This window comes from Azoarcus sp. CIB (assembly GCF_001190925.1).
Taxonomy (GTDB): domain Bacteria; phylum Pseudomonadota; class Gammaproteobacteria; order Burkholderiales; family Rhodocyclaceae; genus Aromatoleum.
Genome location: NZ_CP011072.1, coordinates 2,528,754 through 2,550,064 on the forward strand (window position 1 = coordinate 2,528,754; position 21,311 = coordinate 2,550,064).

Annotated in this window: 15 protein-coding genes; 7 read left to right on the forward strand and 8 right to left on the reverse strand. The window is 64.9% G+C overall.

Translation table 11 applies throughout. The features are described from left to right. Nucleotides 1-395 precede the first annotated feature (395 nt). Nucleotides 396-1,448 (forward strand): AI-2E family transporter, encoded by a 1,053-nt coding sequence (locus AzCIB_RS11215; RefSeq protein ID WP_050415978.1) that lies wholly within the window; start codon nt 396-398, stop codon nt 1,446-1,448. A gap of 72 nt (nt 1,449-1,520) precedes the next feature. Here AzCIB_RS11215 and AzCIB_RS11220 read toward each other — a convergent pair whose 3' ends face one another. Further along, nucleotides 1,521-2,009: a phasin family protein gene (locus AzCIB_RS11220; protein ID WP_050415979.1), complete on the reverse strand. Its 489-nt coding sequence runs from the start codon at nt 2,007-2,009 to the stop codon at nt 1,521-1,523. A 222-nt stretch (nt 2,010-2,231) separates the two neighbouring features. Here AzCIB_RS11220 and AzCIB_RS11225 point away from each other — a divergent pair, with 222 nt between their 5' ends. Genes AzCIB_RS11225 through AzCIB_RS11235 form a run of 3 tightly spaced genes read left to right on the forward strand, consistent with a single transcriptional unit; the run spans nt 2,232 to nt 3,814 of the window. Beyond that, the gene (locus AzCIB_RS11225) at nt 2,232-2,528 is read left to right on the forward strand and encodes a hypothetical protein (protein WP_050418344.1); all 297 of its coding nucleotides are present in this window, start codon (nt 2,232-2,234) and stop codon (nt 2,526-2,528) included. 41 nt (nt 2,529-2,569) lie between these two features. Then, nucleotides 2,570-3,499: a DnaJ C-terminal domain-containing protein gene (locus tag AzCIB_RS11230; protein ID WP_050415980.1), complete on the forward strand. Its 930-nt coding sequence runs from the start codon at nt 2,570-2,572 to the stop codon at nt 3,497-3,499. Between the two features lie 15 nt (nt 3,500-3,514). Next, entirely contained in the window at nt 3,515-3,814 is a 300-nt protein-coding gene (locus tag AzCIB_RS11235) for a chaperone modulator CbpM (RefSeq protein WP_050415981.1), read from the forward strand. A gap of 17 nt (nt 3,815-3,831) precedes the next feature. Here the strand turns inward: AzCIB_RS11235 and AzCIB_RS11240 are convergent, their stop codons facing one another. The 5 genes from AzCIB_RS11240 to AzCIB_RS23780 all read right to left on the reverse strand — a co-directional run bounded on the left by AzCIB_RS11240 (nt 3,832) and on the right by AzCIB_RS23780 (nt 15,978). Next, complete coding sequence (locus AzCIB_RS11240; protein WP_050415982.1) at nt 3,832-4,893, reverse strand: extracellular catalytic domain type 1 short-chain-length polyhydroxyalkanoate depolymerase; 1,062 nt, start codon at nt 4,891-4,893, stop codon at nt 3,832-3,834. A 53-nt stretch (nt 4,894-4,946) separates the two neighbouring features. Next, nucleotides 4,947-13,736 carry a glycoside hydrolase family 94 protein gene (locus tag AzCIB_RS11245; RefSeq protein WP_083446968.1) on the reverse strand — a complete coding sequence of 2,930 codons (8,790 nt, stop codon included), beginning with the start codon at nt 13,734-13,736 and terminating at the stop codon, nt 4,947-4,949. A 65-nt stretch (nt 13,737-13,801) separates the two neighbouring features. Beyond that, entirely contained in the window at nt 13,802-15,043 is a 1,242-nt protein-coding gene (locus AzCIB_RS11250; protein WP_083446969.1) for an AI-2E family transporter, read from the reverse strand. A gap of 179 nt (nt 15,044-15,222) precedes the next feature. Continuing rightward, the gene (locus AzCIB_RS11255; protein WP_050415983.1) at nt 15,223-15,537 is read right to left on the reverse strand and encodes a BON domain-containing protein; all 315 of its coding nucleotides are present in this window, start codon (nt 15,535-15,537) and stop codon (nt 15,223-15,225) included. A 111-nt stretch (nt 15,538-15,648) separates the two neighbouring features. Then, entirely contained in the window at nt 15,649-15,978 is a 330-nt protein-coding gene (locus AzCIB_RS23780; protein ID WP_050415984.1) for an ElaB/YgaM/YqjD family protein, read from the reverse strand. Nucleotides 15,979-16,357: 379 nt separating this feature from the next. Between AzCIB_RS23780 and AzCIB_RS23785 the strand changes: the two genes are divergently transcribed. The 3 genes from AzCIB_RS23785 to AzCIB_RS11265 all read left to right on the forward strand — a co-directional run bounded on the left by AzCIB_RS23785 (nt 16,358) and on the right by AzCIB_RS11265 (nt 17,402). Further along, nucleotides 16,358-16,516, forward strand: coding sequence for a DUF3309 family protein (locus AzCIB_RS23785; RefSeq protein ID WP_076602889.1), 159 nt, complete (start codon nt 16,358-16,360; stop codon nt 16,514-16,516). 120 nt (nt 16,517-16,636) lie between these two features. Further along, nucleotides 16,637-16,801, forward strand: coding sequence for a DUF1328 domain-containing protein (locus AzCIB_RS23790; protein ID WP_083446971.1), 165 nt, complete (start codon nt 16,637-16,639; stop codon nt 16,799-16,801). Between the two features lie 103 nt (nt 16,802-16,904). Further along, nucleotides 16,905-17,402, forward strand: a complete 498-nt coding sequence (locus AzCIB_RS11265; RefSeq protein WP_157058486.1) for a hypothetical protein — start codon at nt 16,905-16,907, stop codon at nt 17,400-17,402. A 37-nt stretch (nt 17,403-17,439) separates the two neighbouring features. Here AzCIB_RS11265 and AzCIB_RS11270 read toward each other — a convergent pair whose 3' ends face one another. Together AzCIB_RS11270 and AzCIB_RS11275 are read right to left on the reverse strand one after the other, a co-directional pair. Further along, nucleotides 17,440-18,879: a dihydrolipoyl dehydrogenase gene (locus AzCIB_RS11270; RefSeq protein ID WP_050415986.1), complete on the reverse strand. Its 1,440-nt coding sequence runs from the start codon at nt 18,877-18,879 to the stop codon at nt 17,440-17,442. 93 nt (nt 18,880-18,972) lie between these two features. After that, a complete protein-coding gene (locus AzCIB_RS11275; RefSeq protein ID WP_050415987.1) occupies nt 18,973-21,192 on the reverse strand; it encodes a putative bifunctional diguanylate cyclase/phosphodiesterase in 2,220 nt (739 codons plus the stop codon). Nucleotides 21,193-21,311: the final 119 nt, after the last annotated feature.

A 21,311-nucleotide genomic window follows, 5' to 3' on the forward strand; every position in this document is an offset into this window, starting at 1 on the left:
TGGACGACATGAGCGCATGGAGGCGAAGGTTTGGGTCAATTGGCCCATTCGCAGCAAAGCGTGCCACCGGCTGAACGCGGATGTTCGTGTGCATCGCGTGGAACTCCTAAATCGACCTCAAGCGCTTCCCATCGCGCGCCCGGATAATGCTGTTCGCATTCTTTTCAGCTGGATGATCTAAGCCGCGTTGAAGACTCAACCGCACATGTCAAATTATTCGACACTCGCCTTCCGGCCACGCATCACACTGCGAGTCGCGCAAAATCCCCAGCGGGGGTCGTGCCTGGGGCGGAAAAGGTGACGAGGTGTGTCATGGGCATTTTGCGCGAGCGCGCCGATCAGAGGCAGAATTAGCAACAAGCGTCGAGAAGCCCGGACGGACCCAAGGAGCACGCGTGGACGACTATCGCAAGGCCTTCGTAATTGTCGTGGCGACGCTCTTCGCCCTCGCCCTTTACTGGATGCTCGCTCCCTTCTGGGGCGCCCTTGCGTGGGGCATTTGCCTCGCCTATCTGCTGGCACCGGTGCATCGCAGACTGACCCGCAAGCTCAAGGGACGCGCTGACCTCTCTGCCGGGATCATCACCGTGCTTGTTCCCGTCATCCTTGCAGGCCCGCTGGTCAGCCTTGGCATCGCATTCGCAAATCAGGTGACGGAGCTGATCACCCGTCTCCAGGCGGAGGAATTGCGGTTCGATATCCATCTGCTCGCGCAACTGGAGCAATACCCGATCATCGGAAGTCTGGTCGAATGGCTGCGCCAGAACATCACTGCGACCACCGAACAGCTCCAACGCTGGCTGGCGAGCGGCACCCAGATGCTGCTGAAGTCGCTGGCAGCGACGGGCGGAAATTTTGTTCTCAGTGCCCTGGGTACGGTCGTGCACTTTTTCATGATGCTGTTCCTGCTCTTCTTCCTGCTGCGCGACGGCCCGAAGCTGCTTGCCCGCGTCGTGCGCCTGGTCCCGATGGAAGCGCAGCGCAAGGGAGAGTTGCTCCATTTGATCGGCGACACGACACGCGCCGTCGTCTACGGCACCGGGCTGACGGCTCTTGCCCAAGGGGCACTGGTGGGCATCGGCTTCGCGATGGCGGGCTTGCCTTCTGCGGTCGTGTTCGGTGTGCTGGCCGCGGTTCTTGCGCTGCTGCCGATCGGCGGTGCTGCAGTCGTCTGGGTGCCGGGGGTCCTTGTCCTGGCCGCCAACGCCGATTGGGGCTGGGCGATCTTCATGTTGATCTGGGGGCTGGTCGTGTCGGTTTCCGACAACCTGCTGCGGCCATTGCTGATTTCGAGCCAGGCACCGGTGTCGATGCTCGCGGTTTTCGTCGGCGTCATCGGCGGCATCTCGGCCTTTGGCCTCATCGGCCTCATTATCGGCCCGGTACTGCTCACGGTCCTTGTCGCCCTCCTGCGCTTCCTCGCCGATCACTTGTCGGACCAGGCGTGAGCGCCGGCGCAGAATTGAAAAAGCCCCGACTCGCGGGGCTTCTTCCTTACCTACTTACGATTGCCTGAGGGCTTACGCAGCCTTCTTCGGGTGAGACGTCACCGGGGCCATCATTTTCGTCGTCGCTTCGCCGACCGCTTTGGCGTTGGCTTCGAACATGCTGTTTGTGTCCTTCACAAATTTGGAGAACATGTCGAACCCCGCATTCGAGCCGGCTTTGGCGCTCGCGTCGAAGCCGAGTGTCGCGAAGTACGAAGTCACGAGTTGGGCGATCTGTTGCTGCGAATCGGCGGCAATCTCCTGCACGCTGCGAAAGTAGGCCGCGCAGTGCTCGGTTGCCGGGGTGTTGATAGCGGTCTGCAGGTTCTTGAGGTCGCTGACATCCTTGGCCTGCAGCAGACTGTTCGACGCAGCGAAGGTGTCTTCCAGTGCGACGCGAGCCACATTCAGGTTCAGGGCAGCCAGTCGCTCGACGCCGGAAAAGGCGACCTGCGACAGCGCCATCAAAGCGTTGGTATAGGTCTTGGCAGCGCGGATTTGTTCGGGTGTGGTGGTTTGCATTATGTCTTTCCTTGTGGGAATTGCCGCGTAAAGTGGTCTGGAATGAAATCAGCGCCAGATTGCTCGCTGTCTTCGGGTACCAGTTTTTATGTTGCGACGCAGCACGCACTTACAGTGTGGCCCCATTGGGCTGAGAGTCAAGCCTTATATTTCGAGCCGGCAATGCGGGGCGAAATCGCCGATCTATAGTTAATGGAGAGCCGTATTTGGGAGGGGTTGGATATGCTCCGGAAATTGATGCTCATCGTCCCGTTCATGCTCTACGGGCATCTCGCTGATGCCGGCGAAACCATGCGCGACGCGTCCCGCGGCGAGTTGTTGTACGCGACGCATTGCGAGGCCTGCCACAACCGTGATGTCCATTGGCGGGACAAGCGGGTCGTCACCGACTGGACAAGCCTCAGGCTGGAAGTGCGCCGCTGGCAGGATGTCGCCGGGGCGGGCTGGGGCAACGAGGACATCGAGGAGGTTGCGCGCTACCTGAATGCGCTGCTCTACCGCTTCCCCGCCCGGGACTGAGCGGGGACCTTGCAACGCCAATCGATTCAGGAGCTGTGAGCGTGGAATTCAGGGATTACTACCAGATCCTCGGTGTGGCGAAGACTGCGACCGCCGATGAGGTTAAGAAGGCCTACCGCAGGTTGGCGCGCAAATATCATCCGGATGTCAGCAAGGAGCCGGAGGCGGACAAGCACATGAAGGAGGTCAACGAGGCCAACGCCGTGCTTTCCGATCCGGAAAAGCGCGCGGCCTACGACCAGCTGGGCAGCCGTTATCGCGCCGGTCAGGAGTTTCAGCCGCCACCGGATTGGGACGCGGGATTCGAGTTTTCGGGGCGCGGTCCGTCGCCCGCGGACGATGCGGACTTCAGCGACTTTTTCGCCAACCTGTTCGGCCACACGGGCCGCGCCCGGCACGGCACCGACGATTTCCGGATGCGCGGCCAGGACCGCCACGCCAAGATACTGATCGATCTGGCCGACACCTATCACGGGGCAACCCGGACGATCGCCCTGCATGTTCCCCAGGCGGATGAACACGGCCGCGTCGGGGTCAGGGAGCACACCCTGCACGTGCAGATTCCCAAAGGCGTGAAGGAAGGCCAGCATATCCGCCTGAGCGGCCAGGGCAGCCCCGGTCTGGGCGGCAGCCCGGCGGGCGACCTGTTTCTGGAAGTGCAATTCACGCCCGACGCACGCTATCGCATCGAGGGGCGGGATGTCTTTCAGACGCTCCCGGTGACGCCGTGGGAAGCCGCGCTGGGGGCGTCCATCGAAGCTCCCACGCCCTCGGGTCCGGTGCAGGTGAAAGTGCCGGGGGGCTCGCAAAGCGGCCGCAAACTGCGCCTGAAAGGACGCGGGATACCGGGAACGCCGCCGGGCGATCTGTATCTGGTGCTGGACGTCGTGCTGCCGCCTGCAGACAGCGACAAGGCCCGCGAGATCTATGCAACCATGGCGCGGGAACTGGACTTCGATCCCCGTGGATAAGTGAGGGAGTGAGCCGTGACGCAAAATGAGGTCGTGACGGGCGTCCTGGTGGACGAAGTCACCCTGACCCTGGAAGAGGCGGCGCAAGCCTGCGGGGTCGAGCCGCAGTGGATTGTCGAGCGGGTCGAGGCCGGATTTCTCGGCGACGGTTCAGTACAGATGACGTACTGGCGCTTCGCCAGCCACGACCTGACGCGGGCTCGGCGCATGCGGCAGCTCGAATCCGCCTTCGATGCCGTGCCGGAATTGGCCGCCCTGGTGGTCGATTTGCAGGAGGAAGTCGCGCGTTTGAGGCGACGGATCGGGGCCACCTGATTCCTCGATGCCGGCCACTAGCCGGCGCCCTTGGCGAACTGTTTGGCCATGAAGGTCCAGATCATGCGTGACGCGTCCGGGCCTTTCGGGTCACTGTAGCGCTGTCCCGCGGCGCCGCCACTCCACGCATGGCCAAGCCCGGTGACCTCGCACAGGGTCGCGATCAGTTGGCCGCGCGTTCGGTAGTCGGTAATCGTTGCGGCGTAGCGCGTGCCGCGCTGCACGGTGCGCGGCGTGCCCGCCTTTGCACCCGCCCGGGCGGCCCACAGCCGTGCCGCCTCGGCGCCATTGCCGGGCGCGACGACGTAATCGGCGGTGCCATGGATGACCAGTAGCGCTGGCGACCGTGTTCCGGCAGCGATTGGCGCGAGTGCGGTGCCTGCGACCCGGCGCCCGCGCATGGCCCGCAAGGCGGTGGCCGATGAATGCGCGACGCCCGTTCCGACACCCGAATGCATCGCGATCGCCCGAAAACGCTGCGGGTGACGGACCGCCATCAGCGCGGCCATCCCCGCACCCGCTGATAGCCCGGCCAGCGCGATGCGCTCCGGGTCGACCGCTTGCAGCAGGCAAACCTGATCTATCGCCGCGTCGATGGCGCCTGCCTCGGCCTGCGCCCGGCCGGAGCGCGTGTCATACCAATTCCAGCAACCTTGCGCATTCGAAAGGCGGTCCTGCTCGGGGTACAGCACGAAGAAGCGTTCGCGCGCGGCGATCCGGTTCATCTTGCTGCTGGTGGCCAGGGCTTCCGCGCCCTGCCAGCAGCCGTGCAGCATCACCACGAGCGGCAGGCGCTCTTCGCGCCGCACGCCGGGAGGCTTGTAGAGCCAGTAACGCCGGGCGCCCGCGGTGCCGATGGCGAGCCCCGCGCTCCAGTCGCCGACGATTTGCGCGCTGCGCTTTTCCGCGACACGCTTCGCCGGCGCGCGTTTTTTCGCCGCTGCGGGTTTGCGCGCGGGCTTTGCCTTCAGCGCCTGGGTGATCGCCTTCGAACCGGCGCGAATCGCCGTCCGCGTCATCGCCGTCAGTGCCCGCTGGAAGGATCGACTCAAGAGGGCATTTCGCCTGCGTCGTGCCATGCCTTCAGCGCTCGATCATCAATGTAGCAACAGCAGCGGCGCCTGCCTGGCCGTTATTTCGCATGCACGCGCACCTCGACCAGGTGTTCCTGCCGGTCATCGACCAGCGGAATCGCCTTGTCGGGGCGCTCGACACCGTCCACCGTCACGCTCGTCACGCCGCTTTCACGGTCGTCGCCGACACGCATTTGCGCGACGGCGATGTGATAGACGGTATCCCGATAGCGGTAGTGGATCTTGTACGCGTGCCAGTCCGCGGGCAGGCAGGGTGCGAGATGCAGGATGTCGCCCGCCAGCCTCAGGCCCAGCAGCGACTCCACGATCAGCCGGTACATCCACCCCGCCGAGCCGGTGTACCAGCTCCAGCCGCCGCGGCCGATGTGCGGCGCGAGCGCGTAGACGTCGGCCGCGACCACGTAGGGTTCGGTCTTGTAGGTGGCGACGCCCTGCGCCGATAGCGCGTGATTGACCGGGTTGATCAGGGTCAGCAGCTCCCAGGCGCGCGCGCCGTCACCCAGCGCGGCAAACGCCATGGCCGCCCAGATCGCGCCGTGGGTGTACTGCCCGCCGTTCTCGCGCACGCCCGGCACGTAGCCGCGGATGTAGCCGGGGTCTAGGTTCGACTTGTCGAAGGGCGGATCGAGTAGCTGCACGAGCGCGTAGTCGCGGCGCACGAGGTGTTCGTCGACCGCCTTCATGGCCCTGCGCGAGCGCTCCTCGTCGCCGGCCCCGGACAGCACCGACCAGCTCTGCGAGATCGAATCGATGCGGCATTCGACGTTGCCCGCGGAGCCGAGCGGCGTGCCATCGTCGAACCAGGCGCGGCGGTACCATTGGCCGTCCCAGGCGTGCTGCTCGATGTTCCGGCGCAGCTGCGCGCCCTCCTCCACGCACTGCTCGGCGAAGGGCGCATCACCGTGCGCCCTCGCCACCACGACGAACTGCCTGAGCACTTCGCACAGGAAGAAGCCCAGCCAGACGCTCTCGCCCTTGCCCTTGATCCCCACCAGATTCATGCCGTCGTTCCAGTCGCCGGCACCGATCAGCGGGAGACCGCGTTCGCCGAAGCGCAGACCGTGGCGGATGGCTCGCACGCAGTGCTGGTACAGGCTGTCCACGTCGACCGAGCGGCCGGGCAGATCGTAGTAGGAGTCATCTTCCGGATTGACCGGGCGGCCTTCGAGGAAGTGCACGGCCTCATCCAGCACCGCGACGTCGCCGGTGCCCGTTACGTAGCGGCACACCGCCAGCGGCAGCCACAGGTAGTCGTCCGAACAACGCGTGCGCACCCCCCGGCCTGCCGGCGGATGCCACCAGTGCTGGACGTCGCCCTCCCGGAACTGACGGCTCGCGCATAGCAACAGGTGCGCGCGCACCAGCGCAGGCTCGGCGTGGATCAGCGCCATCACATCCTGCAACTGGTCGCGGAAACCGAAGGCGCCACCCGACTGGTAATAGCCGCTGCGGGCCCAGATGCGACACGCCAGCGTCTGGTACACCAACCAGCCGTTGGTCAGCACATTCACGGACGGATCGGGCGTTTCCACCTGCACCGCGCCGAGCGTGTGCGTCCAGTGCTGCTGCACCGCTTCCAGCGCACCGCGCGCGGCCAGGCTGCCGCGGAAGCGCTGCACGAGCTTGCCGGCATCTTCGACGTTGCGCCCTGCGCCGAGGCGGAAGACGATGTCGCGCTCCTGCCCGTCGCCCAGCTCGAAATTCACCTGGATCGCACCGCACGGGTCGAGGGCGGCGCCCACCTTGCCGGACAGGCGCGAACGGCTCATCGCCGCCGGATTGCGCAGGGTGCCGTTGCGCCCGAGGAATTCCGTGCGGTCGCCGCTCAGGTTGCGCGTGGGGTCATCCACGTCGAAGAAGGCCACCCGATCGGCAAACTCCATGCTGTAAGGGTTGCGCGCGTACAGCGCACCGCTGCGGGGGTCGATCTCGGTGCTGACATGCATGGCCGACTTCGCACCGAGATCTCCCAGCACCCACTCGACGTAGCCGGTCACCGAGAGCCGGCGCGGACGCCCCGATTCGTTTCGGACTTTCAACACCGAGAACTTGACCGCGGCATCCAGCGCCACAAACACCCGCAGTTCCGACCAGATGCCCGCGAATCGCGTTTCGAAGACGCTGTAGCCGAATCCGTGCCGGACGACGTAGGACGCATCGGCACGGGCAGGCAGCGGTGTGGGCGACCAGAACTGGCCGCTCTCTTCGTCGCGCAGGTACAGGGCTTCACCGCCCAGGTCGCTCACCGGGTCGTTGTGCCAGGGTGTGACGCGGTATTCGTGCGCGTTCTCGCTCCACGTGTAGGCGGCGCCGCTCTCCGAGACGATCGTCCCGAAGTGGGGGTTTGCGAGGACGTTCACCCACGGCGCCGGCGTCACCTCACCGGGCGCGAGCGCCATGACGTACTCACGCCCGTCGGGCGTGAATCCGCCGAGCCCGTTGAACAGGATCAGATCGCGGCGCGGCGGCTCGGCGACGGCCGACCCTTCGGTGCGTTGCGCGCGACTCGGCACAAAACGCGGTGGCCGTGGTTCCGCAAGGGGGCGACGGTCGAGTTGTTCCACCAGCGTACCGCGGCCGTCGGTGATGATGGCGCGCGCCACCGACTGCAGCAGGATGCGGTCTTCGCCCGACATCTGCTCCGCCGGCCGCACGAAGATGCCCCCCGGCCGGTCGATCACGCTCGCCTCGGTTCCGGAGGCAATCAGCCCCATGATCTGTTCCTGCAGGCGTTGCCGGTAACCGGAGTGCTCCTCGTTCCAGATCACCAGGTCCACCGCGAGTCCCTTGAGCCGCCAATAGGCGTGGGCCTGCACGAGTTGGCGGACGAGATCGATATTGGCCGAATCCCCGATCTGCAGCAGCACGATCGGCAGGTCGCCGGAGATGGCGTAACCCCATAGCCCTGACTGCCCGCGGCGATTCTTGATGAGCACCGCCGGATCGGCGCGCAGGGAGGCGTTGGCATGGATGACCGAGCTGGCCAGACGTGCATGCAGTTGCGAGTCGGCCTCGCTGGCATTGAGCTGGCGCAGCACCACCTGGCTGTGGGTCCAGGTCAGGTCGAAGACGCGGTCCGCAAGGTGCCGGTCGAAGTATTTCTGGATCAGGCTCACGGCCGCGTCGCGGGTGTCACTGATGCCCGACACGATGTCGATCGTGACGGACTGCTCCGGATCGAGGGCGATGCGATGACGGATGGCGACGATCGGATCCAGCACCGAACCGTCGGTGCCCGAGAGCGGGCCAGGGTCGCTCATCGCCAGCGGATCGACGGCGCTTCTCGTACGGCCGATGAAACGCAGGCGATCGGTCTCGTAGGACGCTTCGCCGACGTCCGCACCATGCACCGCCATCAGGTGCAGCATCCACGGCGCCTGTTCGCCCGCGGAGCGGGGCCGGCGCGTGCACAGGATCGCGCAACGCTCGCGCAGGATCTCTGTCTGCACGAAAAGATTGCTGAAGGCCGGATGCAGCGCATCCGCAGCCGGCGGCGCAATCACGACCTCTGCATAGCTCGTAACCTCGATCTCCCGGCGCAGGCCCGATCGATTGGTGATACGGATCCGGCGCAGCTCGATATCGTCCTCGGGCGACACGACGATCTCGGTGTAGGTCTCGAAATCGCCATCGCCGCCATCAACCGCGTCGCGGCGGCGAAACTCGGCGCGTCCTTCGGAGAAGATGGCCTCGTACGTCGTGGGGCGCTTGAGCGTCGGCTGATAGGCGGCCGACCAGAACTCACCGCCTGCCCCGCCGGTCACTTCGCGGACATAGCAGAACGTTCCGCGGTTGTCGCAGGTACCGTCTTCACGCCAGCGCGTGACGGCGAGATCCTTCCAGCGGCTGTAGCCACCCCCCGCGTTCGTAACCATCACGTGGTAACGGCCGTTCGACAGCAGCTGCACCTCGGGTATCGGCGTATGCGGGGTGTTGAACACCCGGATCTGTGTTTCCGCCGTGACCGACGTCGCGCGCACTTCCGAGAGTTGCGCCGTATGCGCAAACAAGGCCGTGGCCTTCGGGATGCGCTCCTGCAGCAGCAGCATGATCGCCTGGAACAGACGGTCCGACTCGAAGCGGCGCTGCATCGGGCGGTCGAGCAGCAGATAGGCCAGCGCCAGCAGGCTCATGCCCTGGTGGTGGGCCATGAATGAGCGCACCACCACGTGCGATTGCCCGCGACGCTGGCGTGCCGGCGTGTAGTCGATCGCCTCGAAGAAGCCGAACTTGCCGAGGAAGCCCGCGGCCGCGAGTCGCTGCAGGTTCAGGCACGCCTCTTCGGGCGCCACCATAAGCGCGAGCACCGAGGCATAGGGCGCGATCACCAGATCGTCGGCCAACCCGCGCTTGAGTCCCAGCCCCGGCACGCCGAAGGCGCGGTACTGGTAATTGAGGTGCATGTCGACGGTGTTGTAGCCGGATTCCGAGATGCCCCACGGCACACCGCGCTGGGCTCCGTACTCGATCTGCCGCGCCACCGCCGCCTTGCAGGTCTGGTCGAGCAGCGTATTGTCGTAGTTCGGCATCACCAGCAGCGGCATGAGGTACTCGAACATCGATCCGCTCCACGACAGCAGCACCGGCTCGCCACCGGTGGCGGTGAGCAGGCGTCCGAGCGTGAACCAGCTTTCCTGCGGCAACTGCCCCTGGGCAATGGCCACGAAACTGCACAAGCGCGCTTCGGAGGCCAGCAGGTCGTAGTAACTCGCATCCAGCCGGCGCTCCTGGACGTTGTAGCCGATGGTCAGCAGGTGCCGCGTCTTGTCGAACAGGAAGTCATAGTCCATCTGCGCCAGTTCGCCGCATTGCAGCGCCAGGCGCTCGATGGCCGCCATCCTGTCCTGGGCAGGGCTGCTCCCTGCCGTCGCCAGCGCGCGCAGGGTCGGGATTCCGCTCAGGTCGACACATTCGGCGACACCTTCGGGGACACGTTCGGCGACTTGCGCCTCCAAGCCATCCGATGCGGCCGGCAGCGCCAGCCACGGCGCGAGGAAGCCCAGTTCATCCAGCGCGTCCTGGCATTGCCGGGCAAGCGCCTGCGCCCACCCTTGCGCATCCGCGCCCTTCGCGGCGCGCTCGGGCGCCGAGCCATCCCCGGCATCGAGGCTGACGACAACCTGCGCGGCGAGTTCGCTGGCGCCGGTCGCGAGCCGCATCAGGGTCGAATGCGCCGCTGCGAGGGTATCCGGGGGGGAGGCGGAAACGGCTTCCAGTGCGCTCCTGAACTCCGCCAACGGGCCCGCAGCCGCCTTGTCCGTCGTATCGGCGACCTCCGCGAAAACCCTGAGCGTGTCGCTCAGGCCGTCGAACAGTTGCCCTGCCAGGATCCTTTCATCGGCCAACGCGAGCAGACCGGCACGCAAGGTCAGCAGGTGGCCGGCGAGGTTGCCGCTGTCCACGGTCGACACATACAGCGGCGGCAAAGGTTGCAGCGTCTGCGTGTCGTACCAGTTGTAGAAATGCCCGCGGTGCCGCTCCAGCGCGTCCATCGTGCGCAGGGTATTGGTCGTGCGCTCGATGAACCGTCCGGCGGTGATGTAGCCGAAGTCGTACGCGGACAGATTCGCCAGCAAGGCCATCCCGATATTCGTCGGCGACGTGCGATGCGCGATCGCGGCAACGCGATACTCCTGATAATTGTCAGGCGGCAACCAGTGGTCGTCCGCGCCGACGAAGGTGTCGAAGAACGCCCAGGTGCGGCGCGCCAGCGCACGCAGGAAGAAGGACTGGTCGACCGTCAGGGCCGCGGTGCGGCGCGCCAGCGGGCGACTGATCCACCACGCGATGCCGGGCGACGCGAACCACAACAGCAGGATCGGCCCCGCCACCACCAGCACCATCGGCGCCGCAACCACCAGCCAGGCCGCCGTCACCGCGGCAAGTACGGGGCCCGCCCACATCGACCGCCAGCACGCGGCAGCCTCGCTGCGGCGACGCTCGGCCAACTCGCGATCGACTTCGCTCGACGGTTTCCATTCGAGCAGCCGTCTGCGCCCGACGAGCATCCGCCAGGCCGTGCGCACGATCGCATCGAGGCTGAAAAACGCCTCATACGGCAGGCAGGCCAGCTCGAACCCCATCTGCATCAAGCGCCGTGCTGCCGAGTTTGCAACCGCTGCGAGGTGCTGGCGCAACAGCACCTCATCCGGCTTGCGCAGCAGATCGAGGATGGCGGCGCACACGGAGGGAATCAGCAGGACGCCGATCACCGCCAGCGTCCACAACCACGCCGGCGCCAGGAGCGTCCATCCGCACAGCAACAGCAGCGTCAGCGCCGCCGGGACGAGACTGCGGCGCAAGTTGTCGACCAGCTTCCACTGCGACAGCATCGACAGCGGGTTCGGCCGGCGGCAGCGATCCTCCCCCGGGACGCGCCGCAGCAACCATCCCGCTAGCTGCCAGTCGCCCCGGATCCAGCGATGACGGCGGCTCACGTCCGCGCTGTAGCGGGCGGGATAGTCCTCGTACACCTGCACGTCGCTCAACAGCCCGGCGCGCGCATAACAGCCTTCGAGAAGGTCGTGACTGAGGATGCGATTTTCCGGAAAGCACCCGTCGAGCGCCTGCTCGAACGCATCGACGTCGTAGATCCCCTTGCCGATGAACGAGCCTTCGCCGAACACGTCCTGATAGACGTCCGACACCGCGCGCGTGTACGGGTCGATGCCCGGTTCCCCGCCGTACAGGCGCGCATAGCGCGAACGGTTCGTCCCCGGCAGGCTGACCGACACGCGCGGCTGCAGGATCGCATAGCCTTCGCACACGCGACATTTGTCCTTGTCGTAGCGTGCGCGATTCAGCGGGTGCGCCAGGGCGGCGACCAGCTGCCTCGCCGTATCGCGCGGCAATTGCGTATCGGTGTCCAGGGTGATGACGTACCTCACGCCGGACAGGATCGCCGTATCCCCGACGACGAGCGAGAAGTGGTCCCCGGCGTCATCGCGCACGCGCCCCCGCAGCAGTGCGTTCAGGTCCGCGAGCTTGCCGCGCTTGCGCTCATGTCCCATCCACACCCGTTCCTGCGGGTTCCAGCGCCGCGGGCGGTGGAAGAGGAAGAAAATGTCGCCCCGGATCCAGCCCTCGCCGCTGCCGTACTTCTCGTTCAGCTCTTCAATCCGCGTCCGCGCCAACGCCATCAGCGGGCCGTCCTCGGGGAGCGATTCCTGCTGCGCGTCCAGAAAATCGGTCAGCAGACCGAAGTGCAGGCTTGCATCGCGATTGGCCAGAAACCGGACTTCCAGCGCCTCGACCAGATCCTCGACGTTTTGCGCACTGGTGAGCATGGTCGGGACCACCACCAGCGTGCGCGATTGCGCCGGAATCCCGTCCGAGAAGTCCATCCTGGGCAGCGGATGCGGCGCCACCAGCAGCGTTGCCAGCCAGTTCACCAGCGCCACGGCCAACTGGCTCACCGCCAGCAACGCGACGAAGGCAATCGGCAGCAGCGCCCAGACGGAGGTGCCGGCGCCGAGCGCCTGCGTCAGCAGCCACCCGGTAAGGATCAAGGTGATCAGCGCGATCGCGCCCAGATACGTGACCAGCGGAATCCGGCCTGCCTTCCGGCGCAAGGCCTCGGCGCTGGAATGACGGACTTCCGCCGCCTGCTCGAGCGCGGGCAGGCCCCGGTCGATGAGGTAGTAACCGACGTGCCCTGCCCGATCAACGCCCCCGCCGCCGAGATCGACCGCCGCGCCGGCGCGCGCCAGTTCGACCGCCTTGCGGGCCACTTCGCCCTCGGTCAGGCGGCCCTTTCGCGCGATGGCTTCCGTTGCATGGCGGTAACGGTCGCGGGTGGCAAAATCCATGCGAGCGTAGACGTTGGCCGGGTCCTGCAGCAATGCCTGCTCGACGACGCTCATGCTTTCGACGAAGTCGCGCCAGTCCATCGCGCCCAGAACGCGGAGACTGCCGATGCTGTTGCTGATGGACACCTGATCGGCGGCCTGTTGCTGGTTCTCCGACTGCACCATCTGCTCGATGGTCAGGCCCGACTCGGAGAGGCGCTGCTCGATCCAGGTCAGCGGCAGGGCCAGTGCAGGCCCCCGCCCCTGCAGGCGGCGCGCGAGTTCGGCGACAAACGCGCTGACCATCGGCGGGTCCGAACGCGCCATATCCGCAATCACCAGGATCAGGCTCTTCGGATCATTCTCGGCGGTCTCGGTCATCTGGTCCGCCCACGAATCGGCCTGCTCCCGCTCAGCCCACCCGGCGGCGATACGCACCCCGACGCGACGCAGATTCTCGATCAATGCCAGCCGCAGCATGATCGGTACCGCCCACAATTCACCCAGCTTGAGGGCCGTCACGCTCTGGTAGGCGGCGACGAAGCGGCTGAGACTTTCGGTATCCACGCGACCGTCGCCATGCGCCACCGCCTCCAGCGCAATGTCATAGACCCGCGGCCGTCCGGCGGACTCCCCCGCTGCGCCCTCATCCAGGCGCGGCAGCTCGCGACTGTAGCCTTTGGGCAGGTGCCGCTTGGCCGTGCTGATCTGCTCTTCGATGAGATAAAAATTGTCGAGCAGCCAGTCCCCGGCCGGCGTAATGCGGCGGTTCTCCGTCACCGCAACGGTCAGCAGCCTGCACACGCCGACCAGGGCGCTCTCATTTGCCGCCAATCGCCCCAGAAGCTGGTCCGGGCCTCGCTCCGGGGCCAATCGGTGCGCCGCCGCGAGCGCCTTGCCATGCTGCTCCATCTGATCGGCGCTGAACAATTCCGATCGCAGCGGCGGCTCCTCGTCGGGCGAGGTCCGTGGCCAGCCGCCGGCGCGAAGCTGCGTCTCCAACTGCTGCAAATATGCGATGAGCTTCGTGCCGGCTTTCAATTCAGGGGCCTTTTTCCAGAAGATGAAACCTCAACAAGGGCAGCGCATCACGCGCGCGGAACCGCCTACTCTCCAAGCAACTCCGCCACCGACTCGAGTTCCTCCACATGCTGCGTCACCACCTTCGCGATGACGGTGATCGGAATGCTCAGCAACAAGCCCCAGACCCCCCACAGCCATGCCCAGAACAGCAGCGAGACGAATACGGCGGCCGTGTTCATCTTGGCGATCCGGCCAGTCATCCAGGTGGTGACGAAGGTGCCGACGAAGGTCGCGATCGCCACTGTCGCCCCCGCGACCAGCAAGGCCGTCGACAGGACGTCGAACTGCATGAAGGCCGCCATGCCGATGCCGACAGCCGCCACGGCCGGACCGAAGTACGGGATGATGTGCAGCAGCCCTGCCGCCACGGCCCAGGCACCGGCGTTATCGAGCCCCACCCAGCGCAACGCGATCCAGGTGAGCACGCCCACCAGCACATTGGTCGCCAGCAACATGAACATGTAGCGCTGGATCGATTCGTTGATGTCGTCGAGGATGTGTACGGTGATCTTCTTGCTCGAGATCGAGGGACCCGTAAGGCGCACCAGCTTCCTCTTGTAGGTATCGCCGGAAAGCAGCAGGAAGAAGGTCAGGAACAGCACCATGGCTGCCTGGCCGATCATCCCCACGGCCCCCATGGAGCCCACCAAAAGGAAGTTGCCGAGCTTGAAGCCGGGTGAATCGACGACGACGCGCGTCGCCGGCTGCCGCGGCGTGGTGCCCATGCCTGCAGCCTGGCTCGTGACCTTCTCGATCTCGCTCGCCGCGGTCTGCACCTTCTGCATCGTGCTCGCCTCGCCTTTGCGCAGACTGTTGAGGCCGGCCGACAATTTGCTGACCGCGTCGGGCACCTGATCGAGGATCGTCTGCATCTGCCCGCGCAAGGAGAATGTCCCCAGGCCGAGCGCACACACGACCCCCACCATCACCACGACGGAACCCGCCACGCGCGGAACCCTGATCCGCTCAAGCCACACCACGAGCGGGTTCAGCGTGTAGGCGAACAGAATCCCGAGCAGCATCGAGATGAAGAAGCCCTGCGCCCACTCCAACGCGAACACCACCGCCACGGTGGCGAGGATGCCCAGCGCCAGGCCTCGCGCATCCGTTCCCATATCGACCGTGGGCGCGGTCGCATCGTCGGCAACCGCAGCCGGGACAATGACCGACTCCGTAGCGACCGACTCCGCGACATCGTTTCCTGCGCCGGCCCGGGGTTCCGGCTTCACGGGCGCTGCAGCCGGAATGTCGCCGGAGTGTGTCATCGTCCTCGCACCTCAGCGTACGGCTCGCGCTTGAGCGCGAAGCGTTACGGGGAATTCACAAGAGGTGTCGTGCCATTCGTTCAGCAGTTTCGTCGCGAAAAAACTCCGATGAACAGCAGCAAACCGTCGCGCGCCACTCCCGAACCCAGGGTCCGACAGTGGCGCGCGCCGGTCAGTCCTCACTTGAGCCGCAGGTCGTTCTTGACCGATTTCACGCCGCCCACGCCGCGTGCCACCTGGGCCGCCTTGGCGATGTCGCCCTGCTCGGCCACAAAGCCGCTCAGTTGCACGACGCCCTTGAATGTCTCGACGTTGATTTCTGCAACTTTCAGCGAGGGCTCCTTGAGGATCGCCGCCTTCACCTTCGTCGTGATGACACTGTCGTCGATGTACTCAGCGGTCCCCTCCTGCTTCGGGCTGGATGAACAACCCACTGCCGTCACCAACGTAAGGGCCAGGAAAAATGCGGAAATATATTTGCCGAACTGTTTCATGATTAATTCTCCAGAGATGCATAAGAAAGGACTTCTTGCTTCTTGCTTCTTGCTTCCGACGCCCTGCCGACACGCTGTTACCTGAAACGACTACCTCGACCAGCCCATGAATCAACGGCGGCTCATCAGGATTCCGACGATGATTCCCGCCGCCGCGGCAAGTCCGAGGACTTTCCAGGGGTTCTCGACTACATACTCATGAGTGGCGTCTGCGGAACGCTTGGCCTTTTCCGCAACCGCATGTCGCGAACTGTCGAGTCTGGATTTCGCCTCGACGAGCTTGCCTTCGATCTTCGTGCGAACCGCCGCGAATTCCTCTGCGGTGGAACTGGCGACCTCCTTCAGCAGGCCGTCGGCATCGGCGCCTACGCTTTTCAGATCCCTCACCAGTTTGTCCTTCATCTCTTCGACATTGCCATGGCCGTGGGTCAGATCGTTCATCGTCATTTCTCCCGAAGTGAATGGAATGAATGGGCGGGACGACAGTCGCGGCCGGACTTGCCACCGCAGCATCGCCATCGACGAGGAACCGATTTGCCGCGCTCGCTTTTGACATTTACACGCATGTCCTTGCAGGCGGATGGCCATACCTCCAAGCCCAGGCGCTCCTCTCGCATGCATCCTGTTCCTCACCGGGAATGCCGTCTGTGCGTTGGCGTACAGACGGGCGCAATCCAGTGAGTAGGATTGCAGTCAAGCATGTGGCGATAACTGCCGGAATCGCCGGCTGGTGCGTGCGCGCCGAGAAGAGCGGCATTGGCGCGCTTCGGGAGTTTTCCCGAACGCTGCGCTGCTCCGGCTCACTGTCGGGAGAAATGAAATGTCAATCGGAACAATTCTGCTGATCATTCTGGTGTTGATGCTGATCGGCGCGATTCCAGCCTGGCCGCATAGCCGGGGTTGGGGATACGGTCCCAGCGGTGGTCTCGGGCTGGTAGTGTTGATCCTGCTCATCCTGCTGCTGTTGGGCAAGATATAGCGCGCGTTGTGCCGTCCGGACGTGAAGGCGCTCAGGCAGACCATGTGGTGTACAGCTCAGGTCGCAGTTCAGGCCTGTGATGTTCGCCGCGTGGGCTTCAATTAACGGGGAGCAACGAAAATGCTGTATTACGCCGCGGTGTTCCTGATCATCGCACTGATCGCTGGGCTGCTCGGCTTTACCGGCATCGCTGCCGGTGCCGTCGAGATCGCCAAGATCCTGTTCTTCATTTTCCTCATCCTCTTTATCGTCTCGCTTGTGATGGGATTCAGAGGTCGAAAGTGACCGTCCTACCGCGATGGCCCCACCACGGAGATCAGACGATCGCGTGCGACTGCGTGCGGATCGTTTGTTCGCGCAACTTCACCATTCATTCAGAGAGCCGGCCATGAGAAATCCCCTGTCAGCGCCCGCCAATCCGGCAGCCCGGCACCCTGCCCGCCTGTCCATGCTGAGCGGGCTGCCGGCCTTGGTGGTGGCCCTCGCGATAGCCCTGCAATGTGCCCCGCTGTCGGCCCAGGACGGCGATGCGGCGGCGCGAATCAACGCCACCAGCGCCCCGCAGGCGGAAGTTCCCTGGATGAGCGGCGGTATCGGCGATGAAGCACGCGAAGAAATGCGCAAGTCGGCGTCGGCTTACAACGTGCATATCGTGTTCAGCGCCCGTAATGGCGACTACCTCGCCACCATTCCCGTCACCGTGACCCGGCGCAACGGCCAGAAAATCTATTCCGGCTCCAGCGAAGGCCCCCTGCTTTACCTCAAGCTGCCGCCCGGGTCCTACCAGCTTGCGGCCGAAATTGACGGCGTGTGGCAAAACAGGCGTATCGAGGCCGGCACATCCGGACGCGCCACAAAGGTGATGTTCGTCTCCAGAGGCGAGTGACTCGGAAGCCCGCCTTGGGGAGCCAGCCTTCGCCAGCTCAGGCCGCCATTCCGACATCTCCCCGCGCAGCGCGCAGCTTGACGTCAAGGTCACGCAGCGCCGTGCGCAATCCTTCTTCGATCACCGGGTGATAGAGCGGCATCTCGAGCATCTGCGCAACCTTCATCCCGTTCTGCAGCGCCCAGGCAAGCAGGTGTGCCAGATGCTCGGCCGCGGGGGCCAGCATTTCCGCGCCCAGGAAACGGCCGCTCGCGACCTCGCCATAGAGGTTCAATAGGCCCTTGTTCCTGAGCAGGATGCGCGAACGGCCCTGATCTTCGAAACTCACCTGTCCGGTGGCAAAGGTCCCCGGTTTCAGCGCACGCAGGCCGCCCCCCACGATGCCGATCTGCGGATCGGTGAACACCACGCCGATGCGCGCGCGGCGCAGTCCTGGCTGCACCGCGCTGCCAAGCGCGAGCCGTGCGGCATTCTGGCCGGAAATACGCCCCTCGTCGGTCGCCTCGTGCAGCAGCGGGATGAAATTGCCCGCATCGCCCGCAATGAAGATCGGGCTTGCCCCGTCTGCGCTCACCGTCCGGGTGGTGAATGGATCGAACACCGGTACGCCTTTCGCGTCGAGTGCCAGCGTGGTCTTGTCGAGCCCGATGTCCGTCACATTGGGCGTACGACCGGTCGCCGCCAGAACATAATCGAAATACTCCATCAGCTCGGCGCCAGTCGACCCCGCGCGTCGAATGGCGACACGATCGCCATAACGGTGCATGTCGGCGATGTGCGCATCGGGCGCCAGCGTGAATTCCTCGTTGAGGGTCGCGCAGGCGTATGCGCGGATCTCCGGATCGCTGATCGGGCCGACGCGGCCACCACGACCGAGCACCGCAACACGCACGCCCAGCCTGTGCAAAGCCTGCCCCAGTTCCAGCCCGACGATCCCCGGGCCGATCACGGCCACGGCCTTGGGCAGATCGTACCAGTCGAACACGTCATCGCTGGTGATCAGGCAGTCGCCCAGGGACTCGAACGAATCCGGATACACGGCACGCGAACCCGTTGCGATAACGATGGCCTTGCTCGTGACCCGGGTATGGTCGGCGACCACGAGCGTATGGTCGTCGACGAAACACGCCTGCCCGCGAATGCGCTCTGCATCGGGAATGTCCTCGACGTCGCGCAGCACGAAGCCGACAAAGCGGTCGCGCTCGCGTCTCACCCGGTCCATCACCGCGTGGCCATCGATGCGGATACCGCCGTTGGCATGGACGCCAAACCCCGCGGCCCGCCCGACTGCGTGGGCGGCCTCGGCGGCGGCGATCAGGAGCTTGCTCGGCATGCAACCGACGCGTGCGCAGGTGGTGCCATATTCGCCGCCTTCGATGATCACGGCGGCAGCCCCGGCCTTCCTGGCAGCATGGAATGCGGCAAGACCTGCGGTGCCGGCACCGACCACTGCAACATCAACTTGCACGGTCTTCATGTCTCATCCTCGTTTCGCCACCGTGAGGATGAGACTAGCTCCACATCACCATCGAGTCAGTGCGGAAGCCCTCATAGCGGACTTCGAACCGGATCAGATTCCGCTGACGAACGCCTCGAAGGCTTCGACGGGCATGGGACGACCGAACAGATGCCCCTGATAGGCATCGCACCTCTGCCTATCGAGAAACGCCCGTTGCGCCTCGGTTTCCACCCCTTCGGCGATGATGTTCAGGCCGAGGCTCCGCGCCATCGTGATGATGGCCGTGACAATGGCCGCGTCAGCGCCATTATCCGGAAGGTTGAGGACAAACGACTTGTCGATCTTGAGCTGATCGAGCGACAGGCGCGTGAGGCAGGAAAAGGATGAAAACCCGGTGCCGAAATCATCGAGCGAAAAATGGATACCCAATTGCTTGAGCGTCGAGATTTTCCGGATCGTATCGGGGACGTCGTCCAGCACCATGCTTTCGGTCAGTTCGAACGTCAAGCGCTGCGGATTCGCATGGCTGGACTCGAGCACATTGCGCACCTGATCGACGAATTCGGGCTGGCGGAACTGGCGCGCACTGACGTTGACCCCCAGCATCAGTCCGCGGGTGCGCTCGCCATGGGACCATGCAGCGAGCTGTGCGCAGGCCGTCTCGAGCACCCAGCGGCCAATCGGCAGAATGATCGACGTCTGCTCCGAGATCGGGATGAACTCCTCGGGTGCGATCAATCCGTGTCTCGGGTGCTGCCAGCGCAGCAAGGCTTCGGCGCCGATGAGCCGTTGCGAGCAGTCGAACTGCGGCTGGTAATGCAGCATGAACTCGCCGCGTTTGATCGCGTGGCGCAATTCGTTCTCGAGCGTGCTGCGCCGGTCGAGCGCCGCCTGCATCGACGGGTCGTAGAAGCGCACCGTGTTGCGGCCCGCCGTCTTGGCCTGATAGAGCGCGAGGTCGGCATGTTTCAGCAGATCCTCGACGGTATCGTGCGCGCTCATCAGGCGCACGCCGATACTGGTCGTGCAGTGGAATTCGGCGCCGCCGAGCTCGAACGGTTGTGCGATGGTCTCGGTCAGCTTCTCGCCGACCTGTTGGGCCAGCAGGGCGGCCTCCTCCGCTTCCGCACTCAAGCCTTCCAGAATCATGATGAACTCGTCGCCACCGAGGCGTGCCACCGTGTCGCCTTCACGCAAGCCGGCGCGCACGCGCTGCGCCACCTCGACCAGCAAGAGATCGCCGACGTCGTGGCCACGGGTGTCGTTGAGCGTCTTGAAGTTGTCCAGATCCAGAAACAGGATCGCGCCATACAGACCATTGCGGGAGCTCGCAGCCAGCGCATGCCCCAGCCGGTCCTGCAGCAGGCGCCGGTTGGGAAGGTGGGTGAGCGGATCGAAAAAGGCCAGGCGGTGGATCTCCGCCGCCGCCTGGCTCTTCTCGGTGGTATCGGAAAATGCGCCGACGTATTGGGAGACGCAGCCTTCGGGCGTCGTAACGGCGGAGATGGTCAGCCATGCGACGTAGAGTTGTCCGTTCTTGCGTCGATTCCAGACTTCGCCCTGCCAGTAGCGCGTCGCCTTGAGCGTCTGCCACATGTTCCGGTAGAACGCCTTGTCGTGGCGTCCCGAGCGCAGCAAAGCCGGCGTCTTCCCCACTGCCTCGGCCGCGCTGTAGCCGCTCAGCTCCGTAAAGGCGCGGTTGACCCGGATGATGACGCCATTGGCGTCGGTAACGATCATCCCCTCCTGCGACTCGAATGCAATGGCGGCGATGCGTCGATCTTCCTCGGCTTGGCGGCGCTCGGTGATGTCGGTAAACGCGATGCGCATCACCGGTGTCCGCCCCGCCATATCCATCACCACGCACTGCAACTGGGCCGGAAAAAGCGAGCCGTCGCTCCGCCGCAGCCGCAGTTCGCAATTCAGCGTCACGTTGGTCTGGCCCTTCCACGCGGCGGCGATGTGCCGCCGCCAATCGTCCTGAGCTTCCGGGGCAATGAACTGGTCGAACCTGCGCTGATTCAGTTTTGATCGCGGTACACGCATGAGCGCCGCCGCGACGAGATTGGCTTCGGTGATGACCTCATCCCGGGACAGCGTGAGATAGCCCATCGGGGCGAAATCGAAGAGATTCGCATAGCGATCGCGCGACTCCTCCGCCTCGATGCGGGCCTGGCGCAACGCCTCGTTCTGCATCTCCAGTTCGATCTGATGCACCTGGAGTTCGTGCAGCAGCGCATCGTCCGATCGTTGCGGCACCGCCCGGGCACTGCCGAGTTGCGCCTCGGCGGCTATCCGCAGAGGATCTTTGCTACCCGCGCTCTTGCCCATCGTCCCTGATCCTCACGTACACATTTCGGCTTTCCGCATCCTCAGCAAAGCCCCGAGGCCGTTGGCGGGAGCGTCAATACCGACGATGCAAATCTTCCGGGGTGGAGGCACCCTTGTCG

What these genes read in the sequence shown, in the direction of transcription:
- AzCIB_RS11220 (WP_050415979.1), bottom strand. Translation starts at nt 2,009, where the DNA reads ATGCAAACCACCACACCCGAACAAATCCGCGCTGCCAAGACCTATACC.
- AzCIB_RS11225 (WP_050418344.1), top strand. Translation starts at nt 2,232, where the DNA reads ATGCTCCGGAAATTGATGCTCATCGTCCCGTTCATGCTCTACGGGCAT.
- AzCIB_RS11240 (WP_050415982.1), bottom strand. Translation starts at nt 4,893, where the DNA reads ATGGCACGACGCAGGCGAAATGCCCTCTTGAGTCGATCCTTCCAGCGG.
- AzCIB_RS11250 (WP_083446969.1), bottom strand. Translation starts at nt 15,043, where the DNA reads ATGACACACTCCGGCGACATTCCGGCTGCAGCGCCCGTGAAGCCGGAA.
- AzCIB_RS11255 (WP_050415983.1), bottom strand. Translation starts at nt 15,537, where the DNA reads ATGAAACAGTTCGGCAAATATATTTCCGCATTTTTCCTGGCCCTTACG.
- AzCIB_RS23780 (WP_050415984.1), bottom strand. Translation starts at nt 15,978, where the DNA reads ATGAACGATCTGACCCACGGCCATGGCAATGTCGAAGAGATGAAGGAC.
- AzCIB_RS23785 (WP_076602889.1), top strand. Translation starts at nt 16,358, where the DNA reads ATGTCAATCGGAACAATTCTGCTGATCATTCTGGTGTTGATGCTGATC.
- AzCIB_RS23790 (WP_083446971.1), top strand. Translation starts at nt 16,637, where the DNA reads ATGCTGTATTACGCCGCGGTGTTCCTGATCATCGCACTGATCGCTGGG.
- AzCIB_RS11265 (WP_157058486.1), top strand. Translation starts at nt 16,905, where the DNA reads ATGAGAAATCCCCTGTCAGCGCCCGCCAATCCGGCAGCCCGGCACCCT.
- AzCIB_RS11270 (WP_050415986.1), bottom strand. Translation starts at nt 18,879, where the DNA reads ATGAAGACCGTGCAAGTTGATGTTGCAGTGGTCGGTGCCGGCACCGCA.
- AzCIB_RS11275 (WP_050415987.1), bottom strand. Translation starts at nt 21,192, where the DNA reads ATGGGCAAGAGCGCGGGTAGCAAAGATCCTCTGCGGATAGCCGCCGAG.